The 17556-nt window shown below is 42.4% G+C and carries 13 protein-coding genes and 2 riboswitches; of the genes, 7 read left to right on the top strand and 6 right to left on the bottom strand.

Going from position 1 to position 17556, the window contains the following annotated elements; translation table 11 throughout:
* The first annotated feature begins 31 nt into the window (after nucleotides 1–31).
* Nucleotides 32–1846 (top strand): FMN-binding glutamate synthase family protein, encoded by a 1815-nt coding sequence (locus I6E83_RS04010; protein ID WP_197100065.1) that lies wholly within the window; start codon nucleotides 32–34, stop codon nucleotides 1844–1846.
* A 72-nt stretch (nucleotides 1847–1918) separates the two neighbouring features.
* Nucleotides 1919–2734 carry a phosphodiester glycosidase family protein gene (locus I6E83_RS04005; protein ID WP_197100064.1) on the top strand — a complete coding sequence of 272 codons (816 nt, stop codon included), beginning with the start codon at nucleotides 1919–1921 and terminating at the stop codon, nucleotides 2732–2734.
* 141 nt (nucleotides 2735–2875) lie between these two features.
* Here I6E83_RS04005 and I6E83_RS04000 read toward each other — a convergent pair whose 3' ends face one another.
* The 6 genes from I6E83_RS04000 to I6E83_RS03975 form a co-directional block, all read right to left on the bottom strand.
* Nucleotides 2876–4072 (bottom strand): globin domain-containing protein, encoded by a 1197-nt coding sequence (locus I6E83_RS04000; protein ID WP_197100063.1) that lies wholly within the window; start codon nucleotides 4070–4072, stop codon nucleotides 2876–2878.
* Nucleotides 4073–4425: 353 nt separating this feature from the next.
* Nucleotides 4426–5649, bottom strand: a complete 1224-nt coding sequence (locus I6E83_RS03995; RefSeq protein ID WP_194197279.1) for a vWA domain-containing protein — start codon at nucleotides 5647–5649, stop codon at nucleotides 4426–4428.
* A gap of 2 nt (nucleotides 5650–5651) precedes the next feature.
* The gene (locus tag I6E83_RS03990; RefSeq protein ID WP_197100062.1) at nucleotides 5652–7781 is read right to left on the bottom strand and encodes a nuclease-related domain-containing protein; all 2130 of its coding nucleotides are present in this window, start codon (nucleotides 7779–7781) and stop codon (nucleotides 5652–5654) included.
* Between the two features lie 13 nt (nucleotides 7782–7794).
* The gene (locus I6E83_RS03985; RefSeq protein WP_197100061.1) at nucleotides 7795–8658 is read right to left on the bottom strand and encodes an AAA family ATPase; all 864 of its coding nucleotides are present in this window, start codon (nucleotides 8656–8658) and stop codon (nucleotides 7795–7797) included.
* A gap of 356 nt (nucleotides 8659–9014) precedes the next feature.
* Nucleotides 9015–9659, bottom strand: a complete 645-nt coding sequence (locus tag I6E83_RS03980) for a hypothetical protein (protein WP_197100060.1) — start codon at nucleotides 9657–9659, stop codon at nucleotides 9015–9017.
* A 259-nt stretch (nucleotides 9660–9918) separates the two neighbouring features.
* Entirely contained in the window at nucleotides 9919–10239 is a 321-nt protein-coding gene (locus I6E83_RS03975; protein WP_197100059.1) for a YcgL domain-containing protein, read from the bottom strand.
* 282 nt (nucleotides 10240–10521) lie between these two features.
* Nucleotides 10522–10661: riboswitch (glycine riboswitch) on the top strand.
* Between the two features lie 53 nt (nucleotides 10662–10714).
* A riboswitch (glycine riboswitch) is annotated at nucleotides 10715–10861 on the top strand.
* Between the two features lie 169 nt (nucleotides 10862–11030).
* On the opposite strand from I6E83_RS03975, the gene gcvT reads away from it, so the two are divergent.
* The 5 genes from gcvT (at nucleotide 11031) to I6E83_RS03950 (ending at nucleotide 17540) form a co-directional block, all read left to right on the top strand.
* A complete protein-coding gene (gene gcvT / locus I6E83_RS03970; RefSeq protein ID WP_197100058.1) occupies nucleotides 11031–12233 on the top strand; it encodes a glycine cleavage system aminomethyltransferase GcvT in 1203 nt (400 codons plus the stop codon).
* An 85-nt stretch (nucleotides 12234–12318) separates the two neighbouring features.
* Nucleotides 12319–12699 carry a glycine cleavage system protein GcvH gene (gene gcvH / locus I6E83_RS03965; RefSeq protein ID WP_197100057.1) on the top strand — a complete coding sequence of 127 codons (381 nt, stop codon included), beginning with the start codon at nucleotides 12319–12321 and terminating at the stop codon, nucleotides 12697–12699.
* Between the two features lie 262 nt (nucleotides 12700–12961).
* Nucleotides 12962–13720, top strand: coding sequence for a nitroreductase family protein (locus I6E83_RS03960; RefSeq protein WP_197100056.1), 759 nt, complete (start codon nucleotides 12962–12964; stop codon nucleotides 13718–13720).
* Nucleotides 13721–13786: 66 nt separating this feature from the next.
* A complete protein-coding gene (gcvP, locus tag I6E83_RS03955; RefSeq protein WP_197100055.1) occupies nucleotides 13787–16684 on the top strand; it encodes an aminomethyl-transferring glycine dehydrogenase in 2898 nt (965 codons plus the stop codon).
* Between the two features lie 181 nt (nucleotides 16685–16865).
* A complete protein-coding gene (locus I6E83_RS03950; protein ID WP_197100054.1) occupies nucleotides 16866–17540 on the top strand; it encodes a lipase family alpha/beta hydrolase in 675 nt (224 codons plus the stop codon).
* The last annotated feature ends 16 nt before the right edge of the window (nucleotides 17541–17556 follow it).

The raw sequence follows: 17556 nt of genomic DNA, 5'->3' as shown, positions 1-17556 counted from the left end.
TAATTTCCATATTTTATTACCGAGCCTCGCTATGCCCCAATCTCGTACCAATCTAAATCCTGAACCAAAAAGTAATTCGCCCTATTTAATCGGTGTGCTATTGCGCTATAGCACCTTTGCTGCAGCCGTTTTTCTGTTTTTAGCAGGGTTGTTATTATTGAACTGGTGGCTGATTCTCATTGGTGGATTTGGGGTGGCTTTGGGTATTTACGATGTCATTCAATCCAAGCATGCCATATTGAATAATTACCCTATCGCAGGTCATGTCCGCTATGTGTTGGAGGACTTTCGCCCCGAGATTCGTCAATATTTGCTCGAGGATGACAAAGAGCAAGTACCGTTTTCGCGCCAGCAGCGTGCTTTGGTCTATCAGCGTGCTAAGAACGTCAGTGATACCAATGCCTTTGGTACGCTAGATGACCTATATGCGCATGGCAAAGAGTGGTTTTTGCAATCAGCGGTCAGCCAACCTTTAGAGAATAAAGACTTTAAAATTATGGTTGGTGGTGAACGTTGTCAGCAGCCGCATGAGATGTCGGTATTCAATATCTCAGCGATGAGCTTTGGTAGCTTATCTGCCAATGCTATTATGGCGCTCAATCAAGGCGCAAAAATTGGTGGCTTTACCCACGATACGGGCGAAGGTGCGATCAGCCCTCATCATCGCAAGTTCGGTGGCGATTTGATTTGGGAATTGGGTACGGGTTATTTCGGTTGCCGCGATGCCAATGGCAATTTCGACGCACAGTCTTTTGCAGAAAAAGCTGTCGATCCGCAAGTCAAAATGATCGAAATCAAACTGTCTCAAGGCGCCAAACCGGGTAAAGGCGGCGTGCTACCAGCGGAGAAAATCACCCAAGAGATTGCTGACACGCGTCAAGTACCACTTGGTCAAGACTGCATTTCACCCTCTTCACATACCGCTTTTAGTACCCCGCGTGAGCTCGTAGCGTTTTGGCAGCAGTTACGTGAATTATCTGGTGGTAAACCTGTTGGTTTTAAACTTTGTATTGGGCAGCCATGGCAGTTTATGGCGATTGTCAAAGCTATGATTGAGATGGATAACTATCCTGACTTTATCGTCATTGATGGTGCTGAGGGTGGTACTGGTGCCGCACCTGTCGAGTTTATGGATAATGTCGGTATGCCGATGGTTGATGGCTTTCTATTGGTTCATAACACTTTAGTCGGTGCAGGTATTCGTGACAAAGTGAGACTGGGCGTGAGCGGCAAAATCGTCTCTGGCTTTGATATCGCTCGTATGATTGCCTTGGGTGCAGACTGGTGTAACTCAGCACGTGGCTTTATGTTTGCCGTCGGTTGCATCCAATCTCGCTCATGTCATACCAACACTTGCCCGACAGGAGTCGCGACCCAAGATCCTTATCGCCAAAAAGCGCTTGATGTCCCAAGTAAAGCAGAGCGAGTCGCAAGTTTCCATAAAAACACATTGAAATCACTTGCCAGCATCGTAGGCGCAGTCGGTTTACAGCATCCAAGCCAACTACAGCCTTATCACATTGCGCGTCGTTTAGAAGATGGACAGATAAAACTGCTATCGAAGTTCTTTTATTTCACCGATAGAGGTGCATTACTTAATCAAAGTGCCCGTGCAGACGTGTTTAATCAGATGTGGGTGATGTCGACAGCGGATAGTTTCCTTGCCGATAATGATGCATTGATTGCCTACAATAAGGACTCGCGTGATACAGGTAAACAAACGCAAGCACCAACCTTAAAAGCAGGTCATCAAGCAATAGACGATCAAGTAAACAATAATACTACTGGTATCATGATGGGTAATGTCAATAACACCTTTCGCGACTTTCCACCTAGCAGTGAGTAAGCATTAGCGATTCATCATCGGTGAACCATGACCACTGATATCTCTTTCCTTATGATAAAAGACCCATAATTAATGCCAAGTTCTGCTCATACTTTACCTTTATGCACAGTCGCCCTGCTCTCATTTAGTATCAGCGCTTGCCAGCCAATAGATACTACTGCCACTCATAGCGACACAGAAAACTGGTCGTGCCAGTCTCAGGATGCACCTTTTTCTTATAGTGCCTGTCGTATTAAAGCGGAAGCATTGACTGATGGCCGTTACTCATTAAAGTTGTTTTGGCAACAGTCTGAGAGTGCGCAACCCTTGCTAACTTTTGATAATTTGATGTCGACATTACCAAGCAATCAAGCGCTTAGCTTTGCCATGAATGCGGGTATGTACAATAAAGACTATGCACCGATTGGCTACACCATCATTGAAGGTAAAGAAGTTCGTGCATTAAACCTCAATGAAGGCGGCGGTAATTTTCACCTGCTACCCAATGGGGTCATGTGGTGGGATAAGTCTGGGAAGGTACAGATTACAGAAAGTAATGCCTTAAATGAGTTGCTTGCAGAGGGCAAAGCACAGCCTTGGTATGCGACCCAATCAGGCCCCATGCTCGTCATCAATAACGAGATACATCCACAATTCAAACCTGATAGTACCTCACTAAAAATTCGTAATGGTGCAGGCGTTTGTAGTGATGGCAGCATACAGTTTGTGAATAGCGATGAACCCGTCACGTTTTATCAATTTGCATCCCTATTTAAAGACAACTTAAGCTGCCCGAATGCACTGTTTTTAGATGGCGGAATTGCGTCGGCATTATATGCGCCTAGCATCGATAAGCACGACAAAAAAGAGATGGGCGTCATGATTGGTGTGATTAAAAATAAAGAGTAATACGCATCTATATTTCAATGTTAATGCCCAACTCCCTATCTTTCCTCATATTACGTTGAATAAAAAAGCACTTGAAATGACGTTGTCATCCAAGTGCTTTTTTGTTATTAGCAATACTTAATGGCTAACAATCGCTAGAAACTAACCGCCCAAGCTCATTTTAGGGCCAAACGGTTCATAGTGAACGCTATCCACACCATGATCTAATCCCACTAACCCATCAATCATACTTTCCATAAACGGCATTGATCCGCATACATAGATATCGGCAGGCTTTGGTAAGGTTTCAAGCCATGCAGCATCCAATAACTGCCCAGACTCAAAGTAAAAAATATGCTTTTCTACGTTTTCAGCTTTTGCGAGTAAGGCCTCTACCTGAGCAGAAAAAGCATGATGTGTGGCATTTTGGCACGCATAAACCCAAACAATAGGTCGTTTCGGATTGGCCAGTACTTGTGCCTCTAGCATAGACAGCACAGGTGTTACCCCCACACCGGCACTCATCAATACCAACGGAATCTCATTCTGCTGTACCAAATCTTGATTAAGCGCGAAGTCACCAGCTGGAGCCGATAATAAAACCGTGTCACCCACTTCTAATTGGTCGTGCATATAGTTAGAGACCAAGCCATGATGCTCATTGCGGTTGTCACGTCGAACAGCGAACTGAATGCCTGTCTCGGTACTGGCAGAGTATAAAGAATAATGACGCAGCGCAATATGATCGCTGTCTGCTGGATCTGTTTTCACCGTAATATATTGACCAGCGGTTAACTTCAATTTACTCAGGTCAATATCTTGATTACTGTCTTCATTATCGTTCACTGGCACTACTGTAAAGGCTGCGATATCCGTAGCAGCCGCTACCTTTTCGGTCACTTTAAAAGGCGCAAATCCTTGCCACATCGCCTCTTTATACATGCCATGTTCAATCTGAATAAATACCGATGCGATCTCATCATAAGCTTCTGTCCAAGCGTTGATAATGTCGTCAGTGGCTGCCTCTCCTAGCACTTCTTTTATCGCACCGATCAAGTGCTTACCGACGATAGGATAATGCTCAGGCAAAATCTGTAAGGCTCTATGTTTATGGCTAATCTGAGTCACTTGCGGCAATAGCGTAGCCAATTTGTCCAAATGCTTAGCAGCGGCTAATACTGTTGTAGCTAGAGCGGTCTGTTGACGTCCTAGTTTTTGATTAGTCTCATTAAAAATATCTAACAGCTCAGGATGCTCATTAAACATGTTTCTATAAAATACGGTGGTAATCGCAACGCCATGTTCTTCAAGTACAGGAACGGTTGCTGTGACGATTTCTAATGTTTTTGGTGAAGCCATGTTGTTTCTCAGTGTGTGGTCGAATTGATATATTAAAAAACAGGAGATAAGAATCTTTAAGTAAATATCTTAAATAAGAACACTTATAAGATTCATTTAAAATGAATGTTATCATGTTTTACTCAGCATACCAATGCCGAATTGTCATATTGCTTATTTTTAAACAAAAAAAGCAGCCATTATTTCGTCATAACGGCTGCTGTCATAAGGCTTCAATCAGAACTAATAGATTTTATAAGTGATAGTCGATTCAATATAATTTGGATACACGGAAGGCGAGTGAAAGTACTACAAGTAGTAGACTGACACCGTATCCAGTTGATAGAGGACTGACTATAGCATAAACGTCAAAACTATCGTGCTAAGTAACCGGTCATCTCTTCCACGCCATGCAAGGTCATGGGATACATCTTGTTATCCACGAGTTTTTTGATCTCAACGATGGTTTGAGTATATTGCCAATATGTAGGATTTTCCGGATTGAGCCAAGCCACTTTATCAAAGTGATCCAGTACCCGTTTCAGCCATACGATACCCGCCTCATTATTCATATACTCAACGCTACCGCCCACTGTCATAAGCTCATACGGCGACATCGATGCATCGCCAACGAATATCACCCGATACTCTCGCCCATATTTATTGAGCAGCTCATAGGTTGGCATCGGCGCGCTATGACGACGATTGTTGTCTTTCCACACATAATCATACAGACAGTTGTGAAAATAAAAGAACTCTAAGGTTTTAAACTCATTTTTTGCCGCAGAGAATAGCTTTTCAAGCGCTTCGACATGGACATCCATACTACCGCCCACATCAAACAGCATCAATACTTTGACACGGTTTCGGCGTTCAGCCTGCATATGGATATCAAGCACGCCTTTTTTTGCGGTTCGCCTGATGGTTTCTTTAATATCAAGCTCATCAGCACTGCCTGTCCGCGCAAACTGGCGCAGATTACGTAGTGCCATCTGAATTTGACGCGTACCAAGCTGACTATCGTCGTCTAGATTGCGATATTTACGCTGTTCCCAAACTTTGGCAGCGCTGCGCTTACGTGACTCGCCACCAACCCGAACGCCTTCTGGATGATCGCCATAGGCACCAAATGGTGAAGTACCACCTGTGCCAACCCATTTGCTACCACCTTGATGACGTTCTTTTTGCTCTTTTAGACGCTCTTCTAGCGCTTTCATTAGCTCCTCTAGCGAGCCATACTTTTTGAGTAGTCGACGTTGCTCTTCGGTTAGATTCTTTGGATCAAGCTTTAAATCGAGCCATTCTTTGGGCACGTCCGTCAGCTTGGCCAATAGCTCATCCAGATCTAGACTATCGGCACCTTCGAAATAATCCGCCATTGCCCGATCAAACTTATCGAAGTGGCGCTCGTCTTTAACCATGCATAGCCGAATCAAACGATACATGTCTTCACGACTGGCAAAGGTGGTCAATGTTGGGTCTTCTGGGTGCGGCTGCATCATCAGCCCTTGCTCTAACGCGGCATTTAGATCAAGTAGCTCACGTGTACTGACTGGTACGCCGTAAGTACGCAAGGTATAAAACAGTTTTATGAACATGATTATGCCTTTAATGTAGAAGCATTATTTAAATCTTGAATTGAACTCATAAGCGGTAAGTTAGTATTCCAAAAAGCATTATCCTCAACGCTTTTAATCAGTGCCTCTAAATTCTCTTCATAAGCACTAAGAGGATTTTTATTAGTATTGTCGTTATCGAGCATATTTGAAAAATACTGTCCATGCCCGTTTAGAATAATTACTAACTCTTCAAAAGATATTTTTAAGAAACCATCAATATATTCATGGTCAAACTCTAGCGTAGTATCTACAATCCATGAATGAATACTAAATTGAGAACTATCAAGCCCTAAGCTAGGCAAAAAAACATCTCTAACATAGCCGGACTTACGTGATAATTGGTATGCAGCTTTCTTCAGTACAAAATTTCTGTACTCATATATCTCTTTAACGCTACTTTTTACATAAGTAGATTTAAGCTCAATAACTAGAACTTTATTATCTGTTACTACAATCGCATCTATCTCACCCACTCCAGGCTCTGAAGGCTCATACTGACTGTAGACTCGACCCTTATATTTAGCCAATAACTCTGCTAAATTCTGCTCCATCAAGTCAGTTTCAGATTTCAAATTAGCTCTATTTTTATACAACTTTCTAAAGGTATTTATAGTGGCTGTATTAAAGTTTTTTTGAAAAGTTACCCATGGTAGTGAAAACATATAACCATCAAGCTTATAAAAAGACTTTTCCCCATAAGACGAGCTTTCGCCTTCTCGCAAATCTTGCGACCAAAAATCCAAAATACGGCTCATCTCTCTCTTTTTTGAATTTCCGCTACCCTCTAATATCCAATCTGACATCTTAATAGCTCTATCTTTCATTTTTGCATGATTCAAAGGCATTCTATCTTGACCTTTAGAGAGTCCATCTATTACTAATCTTCCTATTGCTATGAAAGGATACATTTCGGCATTACGAGCCATTTCTTTAAATGGTTGAACAAAATTATATTCAAAATGCATTTGAATCATTAGCATAGTAAATATCAAAGCAGACAAATCATATACTTCGCCAAAGTCAGCCTTCTTAACTCCATAAATCTCTTCCAATTGTAAAATTATACCTTGCGTTTTTGCTAAAGCTGTTATGTTAGCTTCAAAATTTACTCCTTTATCTAATCGAATTAGATAAGGGCTTTTTTCTAAAGAATTAAACGCTCTATATAGCCAATAACTAGATAAAATGGATAGCTTATCTGAAAATAAATCAGGTTCTTTACTACTAGATTCAAGCCTTAGTTGGTTGTTCTCTAAATAGTAATGTGTCTCTAAATCAAAACAATAAGAGTCTATAACTTGATCTCGATATAAATTAATCTCAATCTGACAAGCTACCATTCTTTTAAAACTGTCATAACTAGTTATAAGCTTATCATTTAAATTTTGACCTAATATAAAAGGCATCATAGTACCTTTAAAAATTAACGCTAATGTTTTTTCTGTGAATTCCTTTTTTTGAATGTTAGCACTAGTAATAATGTGATTAAACGCTTTCCATACATTCTCAACTGGTATATATTCTTCAACACCATATTGATAAGGAATTTTAGTATAAAGATTATCTATACTCTTTGAACTCAGTATCAAATACTCACAAGCATATAAACTGCTAAATATCATAGCAGTTACTTGGTCAAGCTGTGTTTGATCTTTAAACTCTTTATAAGCATTAAAACGTTCTTGATACTGTAGTTGTATGTATTCAACTGTAAGTAGGAACTTCTTGAACTCTAACAAATCAATCTGATTATTTATCTCACTCAAAACTCCCCAAGAACAATGGTCAGCATTGGCAATAATGCCTGACTGACGTATTGCTTTGATAACGCTAGGTTGATTGAGTTCCAACAACTTGATCACTATGTCTTTGTCAATTGATTTTGAGCGAATATATTGACTTAAAGCAAGAATGAAATTTTCATTATTCATCTGCTCCATTGTCACGCTTTCTATGAAGTTAGATGTCCAAAAGTCATTTAGCTTATCAGATACGCTATTAAACTTACCTGAAGTACTGCTTTTAAAAAGTAATACTTCAAGCGTCTTTAATAATGCTTCATCATTATTACTTCCTAAAAAGAAAGTGCTAAACTGTTTATCGAAATACAATGTACTCTTCCTTTTAACGACGCATCATGTTGGCAAAACGCTGCAATAAACTCACATCGGCTTCGTTTTTAAGCAGTGCACCATATAGTGGCGGAATTGATTTTTCACCACGCAAGTTTTCTTCTAGTTCTGCTTGTGCCATATCATCAGCAAGCAATAGCGTTAGCCAATCGACCAATTCAGACGTTGATGGTGGCTTTTTAAGACCTTGAATATTACGCAGCTTATAGAAGATATCGAGCGCATCATTGACCAGTTTTTCTTGAATATCAGGGAAATGCACCTCGATGATTTGACGCATGGTTTCCTCTTCAGGGAAATCAATATAATGGAAGAAGCAACGACGCAAAAATGCATCTGGTAACTCTTTTTCATTGTTCGATGTGATAATAACTACTGGGCGCTGCGCTGCGGTGATGGTTTCACCCGTTTCATAAACATAAAATGACATCTTATCTAGCTCATGCAGCAAGTCATTTGGAAACTCGATATCGGCTTTGTCAATCTCATCAATCAGCAGCACACTGCGCTCTGTACTGGTGAATGCATCCCACAGCTTACCTGGCTTGATATAGTTGGCAATGTCATAGACCTTGTCATCACCTAACTGCGAATCTCGCAGGCGCGATACCGCATCATATTCATATAGTCCTTGCTCGGCCTTGGTGGTCGATTTTACGTGCCAAGTGATGAGCGGCATCCCTAAGCTTTCTGCAACTTCTTCGGCCAGTAGCGTTTTACCGGTGCCCGGCTCACCTTTAATTAGTAGAGGCTTTTGTAGCGTCATTGCTGCATTTACCGCTAGCTGTAAATCGTCGGTAGCAATATAACTACTGGTACCGGTAAAGCTTTTCTTAGTCTTGTCAGTTGTGGTCATAATCGAGTCTCAGTTATTGTTATACATTAAGGTCGTTAGGAGTCATCAAATTATTAAAAGTAATCGATGGAAAATAAACAATCATTTAGATTAGCACAGCCTTGTTCATTGCCAAAATACTCATGCGTTCGCGATTGCTAAACTTCGTGATTAATAAACATAGTATAAACTTCTCATCACGCTAAATGCTTTCACTCGCCTTCCTTGTATCCAAATTATATTGAACCGACTATCTCTCTCAGGAGGGGTAAAAAATCTCAAAAAAAAAGACACGCAAGGTGTCTTTTTTATAAGGTCTTATTTTACTACTTCAGCACTTTGAATTATTTATAAAGTACTTACTATTAACAACCGCTTTATAACTTATCCGATTTTTCTGTCTTGGAACTTTTAGTTAAGCTACTGTCTTTCTTTAAGCTAACATCTGTTTCGGCCTTAGCTGCTAAAGGCATTTTACTAGACTGCGGAGTGACATCAGGTTGTTCAGTTAATGTATCACTTCCTGGCAAATAACTGCCTGTCGTCAACTGCATCGTCGCTTGCGTATCTTCTGCACTGCTTCTACGTGCTTTGTCTAAGCTCGATTCAAAAGCACCACGGATGAGTTGCCAAATAAAACCAACAAAAAATCCCGCCACTAACACCACCAATATCGGCACCATGCCAGCTATCGCACCCGCAAAATCTTTCATCATAATAGAATAGACAACGTGAATACTAGCAGGTGCTAATACACTAGGGTCATTCAGAGCAGTACCAGGTGCTAATAAAACAGCAAACAGTACCATCCAACTCATACCGCCTATTGGCTTTGGCAGCATACGAGCGACCAACAACCATAATACCAATACGATAACGACACCGCCAAGGTAAGCATACATTGGCAGATCGGCAGGTGGCACGTCTTTGACCATCTGCCCCCACCAAATAGCAACCTCACCGAGAATATCACTGATGGCTTCTAACGGTAAGAGATGTACGATATTTTTTAACCAGTCCATACGCGTTTCACTATTTGCGTTTATAAATTGTGCGTCTTTTCGTTTTTGCAGGCAGACACTAGATACTGCCCTACTATAATCAGTAACAACGAATACATCATCGACATGCACACTTGATAGGCCGCTAGTTTATCACGACTCTCTACCAAAATGCATGTGACCAAATGTTTACTAAACGTTTTATTGATTGCTTTCTAAGCAGCTCGTCTCAAGGATTTGTCTAAAACAGCCTTGCAGCAAACGCTTTATAATAAAGACACTAGTCGTAAATATTATCTTGCGCTTCACGGGCACGTAGCTCAGCTTGACGGCGCATGACATCTTGCGGCGGCATCTGCACAAAATAGCCTTGTGACTCTAGTTTTGCCAATACTTCTGCTTTATCAACACGGGCTAGCGTTGGCGTAACTGCCAAATCTAGATGCATGACAAACTTACTACGGCCTAAGCCTGCACGGAAATCTTTGGGTAAGACACCTAACCAATCTCTGATTTCATCAGTATCATCTGGGTAATCAGGACGCGCAATATAGACATACATATCGTCATGTTTTAAAAATTTATAAATATCGCAATGCATAAAAACAACCTATCAGAAACTGTCGCCATAGGTTAGCATATTTTAGGCAAATATCAGTAGTCGCTTTACGTTTTGGTATGGTAAATAACGCTAGATATATACATAGTAATAAGCATTAAAGTGCTCAATTTATCTGTGACTTTATCGATTACACTCATCTTCAAGTACTGACTATTCATATAATTAATTACTAATTATTTGTGTAAACGGCCACTTTTGCCAAAATTATCACTTTTAATGTGGTTAATGACTTGTAAAAAGCCTATTAACCTTTCATAATAAAAGCGTTTTTCAGGAGAGAGTCTGTGAGCATATATATCGTCTTAAACCGCATTGGTGATATGACCTGTATAATTGCAACACGACCACCGAAGGCGCATCTACCCTGCCAATCGCTCAGGTAAAAGGACTGAAAAAACACATGTCATTATTGTTTAGTTATCCGCCATCAAGCGTGCATAACTCAAACATTAGGCATAACAAATCTGGAGAGTGGTAAAACGGACGACGTTTTACCCACCGAAGGGGAGAAAATACGCTATCATCAGTTATCGGTTTGTATTAAAACCCATAGATGCTGATTCGTGTTGAAAATCTCAGGTCACAGGACAGATAGGGCTATTGCTTAAACTGACGTACAGCGTCTGTTTGGCTGACGGTTTTCTATTTATTTTCTGTGCCACCCTTTGACGTAATACTTGCACCTTGCAATGTTGCTTCTCGCTACTATGATAATGCGCATTATTTGATACTGTTACCCAGTATGACTGATGCACACATAAGGATTTGTTATGACTGATACTCAAGCTAGCCACTCTCAAGATAACCATTCTCAAAGCACCGAAACCCAAGCCCCTCAACGCACTCCCCTTTATCAGTCTCATGTCGACAGTAACGGCAAGCTGGTGGATTTCTCTGGTTGGGAATTGCCAATTCATTATGGCTCACAAATCGAAGAGCATGACGCTGTCCGTACTGATGCAGGTATGTTTGACGTCTCACATATGGTTGTGGCTGATATCAAAGGCGCTGATGCTAAAGCATGGCTACAGAAACTACTGGCCAATGATGTCGATAAATTAAAAAACGTTGGTAAAGCGCTTTATTCTGGCATGCTCAATGAGCAAGGTGGCGTCATTGATGACTTGATCGTTTACTTGATGAATGCTGAAACCACCGAATACCGTATCGTTTCTAATGCTGCCACACGTGATAAAGATATGGCACAGTTCCATAAAGTCGCTGAAGGGTTCGATATTACGATCACTGAACGCCCAGAACTTGCCATGATTGCGGTTCAAGGTCCAAACGCAGTAGAAAAGCTGGCACAAGCCAAACCTAGCTGGGCAGATACCCTAGCAGGACTGAAGCCTTTCGTTGGTGCTGACTTAACCGATATCGAAGGCACAGATTGGTTCGTCGCACGTACCGGTTACACGGGTGAAGATGGTGTCGAAGTCATTATGAATGGTGATGATGCACCAGCATTTTTTGAACTGTTAAAAGCCAATGGTATTAAACCTGCTGGCCTTGGCGCACGTGACACGTTGCGCATGGAAGCTGGCATGAATCTATATGGTCATGACATGGATGAAACCATCAGCCCTTATGAATGCAACATGGGTTGGACATTGGCGCTAAAAGACGATCGTGACTTCGTCGGCCGCACCGCCATGGTAAGCAAACGCAAACAGTCAAAAGATGACAGTACTGCTATGAAGCAAGTAGGTCTATTGCTAACGACTCGCGGTGTATTACGTGAAGGCATGACCGTCACTATCAATCAGGGCACAGATAACGAGCAAACTGGCATCATTACCAGTGGCACATTCTCCCCTAGCCTTAAAAACTCAATCGCGATTGCCCGCATTCCTGCCAGCGTATCAGACGATGACAATGTCCAAGTTGATCTACGCGGCAAAGGTAAATTCGTTGATGTACGCGTTCTTAAACTACCGTTTGTCCGCAATGGCAAGCAGCAGTTTGACTCATAGGCTTTATAAATTCTATTATTAGCCTCTATTAGATTTAGTTTTTACTATTCTTATTAATTAACCTCTATCACGTAGGAGAGAGACCATGAGCAACATCCCAGCAGAACTAAAATACATTGCCAGCCACGAATGGTTACGTTTAGAAGATGACGGTACTATCACTGTTGGTATCACTGACCACGCTCAAGATCTATTGGGTGACGTGGTATTTGTTGAATTACCAGACGTCGGCGACATCCTCGCTGTTGATGACGAAATCTCAGTGGTTGAATCAGTAAAAGCCGCTTCTGACGTTTATGCACCTATCTCAGGCGAAGTCATTGCGATTAACGAAGCGCTAGAAGATGATCCTGAAATCATCAACTCTGACCCATATGGTGAAGGTTGGTTCTTTAGAATGAAGCCTGACAACATGGCTGACTACGAAGCATTAATGACCGCTGATGAGTATGAAAACGAGCTGTAATATCAGCCTGAGACTCTAATCTACCAGCAGCACTTGGTTTAGAGTTTGCTATTTACCATACCTTATTACATCGAAAACTCGAATGATTACGGATACTGGCACCAGCTGGTATCTGTACGCTTTATTCTCAAAACCTGCATATCGTTTATTACTTCCAACCGCTATTTGATTTATTCGTATCACTCACTTGTCAGACGATATTGAAGAAGTGCACTCAATAATGACTCAAGTTGATCATTCAATCCCCAGCATGGATCCTAATATGAGCACCAACACTGACCTGAAAGACACCATTGCAACGCCTACTCATACACCGCAGCTACAAGCGTTTCGCGATGTGGTTGAATCACGCCGTTCCGTCCGTCGTTTTACGGACACGCCCATACCTGATGATGTATTAGCAGACTGTTTGCGTTTGGCCATGTTGGCGCCGAACTCTAGCAATCTACAGCCGTGGGAGTTCTATGTCATCGATGATGCTGATAATCACAAACGGGCGGTGAAGAACTGCATGAATCAAAACGCAGCAAAAACATCAGCACGCCTGATCGCTGTTGTTGCTCGTACTGATATCTGGCAAAGTCATGCTCAGCAAATCCTACGTGAATACCCTGACAAACCCGTACCAAAAAAGGTTAAAGACTACTATACCAAAATCGTCGCACTGGAGTTTTTACGAGGTCCAGCCAATGTTGTATCAGCGGCTAAATGGGGTGCGACCCAAGTGGTCAGACGCTTAAAAGGTCCGATTAAATCGCCTTGTTATACCTTTGAAGATACCAAGAATTGGGCAACCAACAACACAGCGCTCGCTGCTGAAAACCTGATGCTAGCACTCCGAGCGCACGGTTTTGACAGCTGTGCGATGGGCGGCTTCGATGAGCCTGCCATGAAGCAACTACTAGGTTTAAACAGCGATCAACATATCGTTATGATGATTGGTGCTGGTGAGCGCGCTGACAATGGCGTTTACAACTCTCAGTTCCGCTTTGATCAAGATCAATTTGTGCACTACGTCTAATGCATCACGCCATTATTTTTAGTTAATCTCTTTACTACTTTATTACTCCCTTAACCAAGGACTATCATGACTATCTCTCAAAACCCGACGTTTGATACTTTTCAAGGACTATTTAACGAAGCGGAATTTGTCTACCGCCATTTAGGCTCAAATGAAACCAAGCAAGCCGACCTGCTGAGCGCTGTTGGTTATCAAGATATGGCAAGCTTTATCAATGATACCGTGCCTGAACCAGTACGCTTGCACAAAGAGTTAGACTTACCAGTGGCAATGAGTGAGCATGCAGCCTTAGCCAAGTTGCGTACGATGGCTGATGATATCACCGTTAAGAAGAGCTATATCGGACAAGGTTATTCGCCTGTACGCATGCCTGCTGTCATTCAGCGTAACGTCCTTGAAAATCCAGGCTGGTACACGGCTTATACCCCTTATCAAGCTGAAATCGCACAAGGCCGTTTAGAAGCATTGCTTAACTTCCAACAAGTATGTATCGATCTAACTGGTCTTGAAATGGCTGGTGCATCATTACTTGACGAAGCGACTGCTGCAGCTGAAGCCATGGCGATGTCAAAGCGCGTGAGCAAAAGCAAATCAATACAGTTTTTTGTTGATGATCGTGTCTATCCACAAACACTAGATGTCATCAACACCCGTGCCAAATACTTTGGTTGGGAAGTAGTCGTTGGTGATTTTGAAACGGCCAAATCAGGCGACTATTTCGGTGCCTTATTCCAATACGTCGGTGCCGAAGGTGATGTAAAAGACTTAACAGACGTCATCGCAGCTGTTAAAGAAAACAAAACGTACGTTAGCGTTGTCAGTGACATCATGAGCTTGGTGCTACTAAAATCACCAGCGGATATGGGCGCAGACGTGGCTTTGGGTAGCACACAGCGCTTTGGTATCCCAATGGGCTTTGGTGGCCCACATGCCGCTTATTTTGCGTTCTCTGATAAAGCCAAACGCTCAGCGCCTGGTCGTATCATCGGTGTATCAAAAGATTCGCAAGGCAATACTGCGCTACGTATGGCATTGCAGACTCGTGAGCAACATATTCGCCGCGAAAAAGCCAACTCAAACATCTGTACGTCACAAGTATTGCTTGCCAACCTAGCAGGTATGTATGCCGTTTATCATGGCCCAACGGGTGTTAAACGTATCGCCACTCGTATTCATGCATTTGCCACTGCCTTTGCTAATGTGATTAAGGGTGCTAATGACAGCAACTTAAACGTAGTACATGATCAGTTCTTTGATACTGTTGTGGTTGATTGCGGTTCAGAAAGTCTGGCTACTCAGATTTTTGAAAACGCTGACAATGTTGGTTATAACTTATGGCGTCTTGGCGATAGCAAACTGGCCGTTTCCTTTAGTGAAACCAGTGATCAACCAGACTTTAACGTCTTGACTCAACTGTTTGTTAGCAAATCACATGATTTACCTGAAGCTGCCAGCGTATCGCTTGATAGTGCACATTTACGTACTGATGCTATCTTATCGCATCCAGTATTCAACTCGCATCATACCGAGCATGAAATGCTACGTTATTTGAAGTCGCTTGAAGACAAAGATTTGGCGATGAACCGTAGCATGATTTCACTTGGTAGCTGTACCATGAAATTGAATGCCACCAGTGAGATGCTACCGATTACTTGGCCTGAATTCGCCAATGTGCATCCTTTTGCACCGCGTGATCAAGTCACTGGCTATATCGCCATGATTGATAGCTTACAAGACCAACTCAAAGCCATTACTGGTTTTGATGATGTGTCTATGCAGCCAAACTCTGGCGCATCAGGTGAGTATGCGGGTCTGCTTGCAATCCGTCGCTATCACGAATCATTGGGTGAGACCGACCGTGATGTTTGCTTGATTCCAATGTCAGCGCACGGTACCAACCCAGCGACTGCTATGATGATGGGCATGAAAGTCGTCGTGGTCAAAACCGATGACAATGGTAACGTGGATATCGATGACCTAACCGCTAAATGTGAAGAGCATAGCGCGCGTCTAGGTGCTTTGATGATCACTTATCCATCAACGCATGGTGTGTTCGAAGAAGGCATTCGTCATATTTGTGATTTGATTCATAAGCATGGCGGTCAGGTCTATATGGATGGTGCCAACATGAATGCGCAAGTCGGCATGATGCAGCCTGCAGATGTCGGTGCAGATGTACTGCACATGAACTTGCATAAAACCTTCTGTATTCCACATGGCGGCGGCGGTCCAGGTATGGGTCCTATCGGTATGAAGGCACATTTAGCACCATTTATGGCCAACCATACGCTAAGCCCTGTACATAACGCGCAAAAAGACTGCTCAGCTGTATCGGCAGCCCCTTATGGTTCAGCGAGTATCTTACCAATCTCATGGATGTATATCGCTATGATGGGCCGTGATGGCTTGTTAAAAGCGACTGAGATGGCACTATTAAATGCCAACTACGTAGCCGCTGAACTAAAAGACCACTACCCTGTGCTATATACAGGTAAAAACGGCCGCGTTGCTCACGAATGTATCATCGATATTCGCCCGTTGAAAGAAGAAACTGGCATCACTGAAAGCGATATCGCCAAGCGTTTGATGGATTATGGTTTTCACTCACCAACGATGAGTTTCCCAGTTGCGGGTACATTGATGATTGAGCCGACAGAGTCTGAATCAAAAGAAGAGCTAGACCGCTTTATCAGTGCGCTCAAATCTATCAAAGCCGAAGCCATGAAAGCCAAAGCAGGTGAAGACAACTGGACGCTAACGAACAACCCATTGGTCAATGCACCGCATACTGCTGCGATGGTTACTAGCGGTGAATGGACGCATCCATACAGCCGTGACACAGCTGCATTCCCGCTTCCTTATATTCGTGCCAATAAGTTTTGGCCAAGCGTGGCTCGTATCGATGATGCTTATGGCGATAAGAACCTCATGTGCTCTTGCCCAAGTATCGAAAACTACTTGTAATCGTAGTCTTTGATAAATCATAGATAGTCTTTTATAAAAAACCTCCAAGTCAGTAGCTGATTTGGAGGTTTTATTTTGTGTATAGCATTAAGTAGCATGAAAAATGTCCATTACACTCATAAATAAACAATGATAGTATTTATCAATATAATAGAATGACTTTTACGGTGTTGGAGCAGACATGCAACAGAAAAATCGCGTCATCCTGATACATGGCCTACATCAAACGGCATGGATTATGCGACCACTGGCTAAGTGCTTGCAAGCCGCAGGTTTTGATACCCATCAATTCGGTTATCGTAGTATGCGTGATGGAATCAAGACTAACAGTCAACGTTTAAACGCTTGGCTTGAGGAAAACCATTACCCTGACCAACCGATAGATTTGATTGGTCACAGTTTGGGTGGTCTAATTATTAGGGATTTTGTCGCTCAATATCCTAAGTGGCAGATTGGAAATTGCATGACCTTGGGGACACCGCATAGAGGGAGTGTTTGTGCTGATTATACTTGGCGATTGACCCCTGCGGTTATGGGGCGCTCATACGTCGATGCTTTAGATGGAACAGTAGCACCCTTACCAGCACATATTACCCTTGGAGTGATAGCGGGTAATCGTCCCTATGGATTAGGGCAGCTATTTTTGCAGTATCATAACCGAAAATTGCGTAAGGCAAATAGCGCGCCATCAACAGAATGGTTGATACATGACGGCACAGTATATGTAAAAGAAACTAAGATTGAAGCAGCTGCCGATCATATCGTCATGCCAGTGTCGCATACGGGTATGCTAGTCGATAAAGCCGTGGCCAAACAAATCGAATATTTTTTAACTAATGTACAGTTTAAACGCTAAAGCCTCAAATTCTGCT

The organism is Psychrobacter sp. SZ93C1 (assembly GCF_015864635.1).
GTDB classification, from domain to species: Bacteria; Pseudomonadota; Gammaproteobacteria; order Pseudomonadales; family Moraxellaceae; genus Psychrobacter; species Psychrobacter fozii.
This window is presented reverse-complemented; position numbering and strand designations above follow the sequence as displayed.

Coding starts and splice junctions, on each gene's coding strand:
- I6E83_RS03995 (WP_194197279.1), bottom strand. CDS start 5,649: ATGTTCATAAAACTGTTTTATACCTTGCGTACTTACGGCGTACCAGTC.
- gcvT (WP_197100058.1), top strand. CDS start 11,031: ATGACTGATACTCAAGCTAGCCACTCTCAAGATAACCATTCTCAAAGC.
- I6E83_RS03975 (WP_197100059.1), bottom strand. CDS start 10,239: ATGCATTGCGATATTTATAAATTTTTAAAACATGACGATATGTATGTC.
- I6E83_RS04005 (WP_197100064.1), top strand. CDS start 1,919: ATGCCAAGTTCTGCTCATACTTTACCTTTATGCACAGTCGCCCTGCTC.
- I6E83_RS03950 (WP_197100054.1), top strand. CDS start 16,866: ATGCAACAGAAAAATCGCGTCATCCTGATACATGGCCTACATCAAACG.
- I6E83_RS04000 (WP_197100063.1), bottom strand. CDS start 4,072: ATGGCTTCACCAAAAACATTAGAAATCGTCACAGCAACCGTTCCTGTA.
- I6E83_RS03960 (WP_197100056.1), top strand. CDS start 12,962: ATGAGCACCAACACTGACCTGAAAGACACCATTGCAACGCCTACTCAT.
- I6E83_RS03980 (WP_197100060.1), bottom strand. CDS start 9,659: ATGGACTGGTTAAAAAATATCGTACATCTCTTACCGTTAGAAGCCATC.
- I6E83_RS04010 (WP_197100065.1), top strand. CDS start 32: ATGCCCCAATCTCGTACCAATCTAAATCCTGAACCAAAAAGTAATTCG.
- I6E83_RS03985 (WP_197100061.1), bottom strand. CDS start 8,658: ATGACCACAACTGACAAGACTAAGAAAAGCTTTACCGGTACCAGTAGT.
- gcvP (WP_197100055.1), top strand. CDS start 13,787: ATGACTATCTCTCAAAACCCGACGTTTGATACTTTTCAAGGACTATTT.
- gcvH (WP_197100057.1), top strand. CDS start 12,319: ATGAGCAACATCCCAGCAGAACTAAAATACATTGCCAGCCACGAATGG.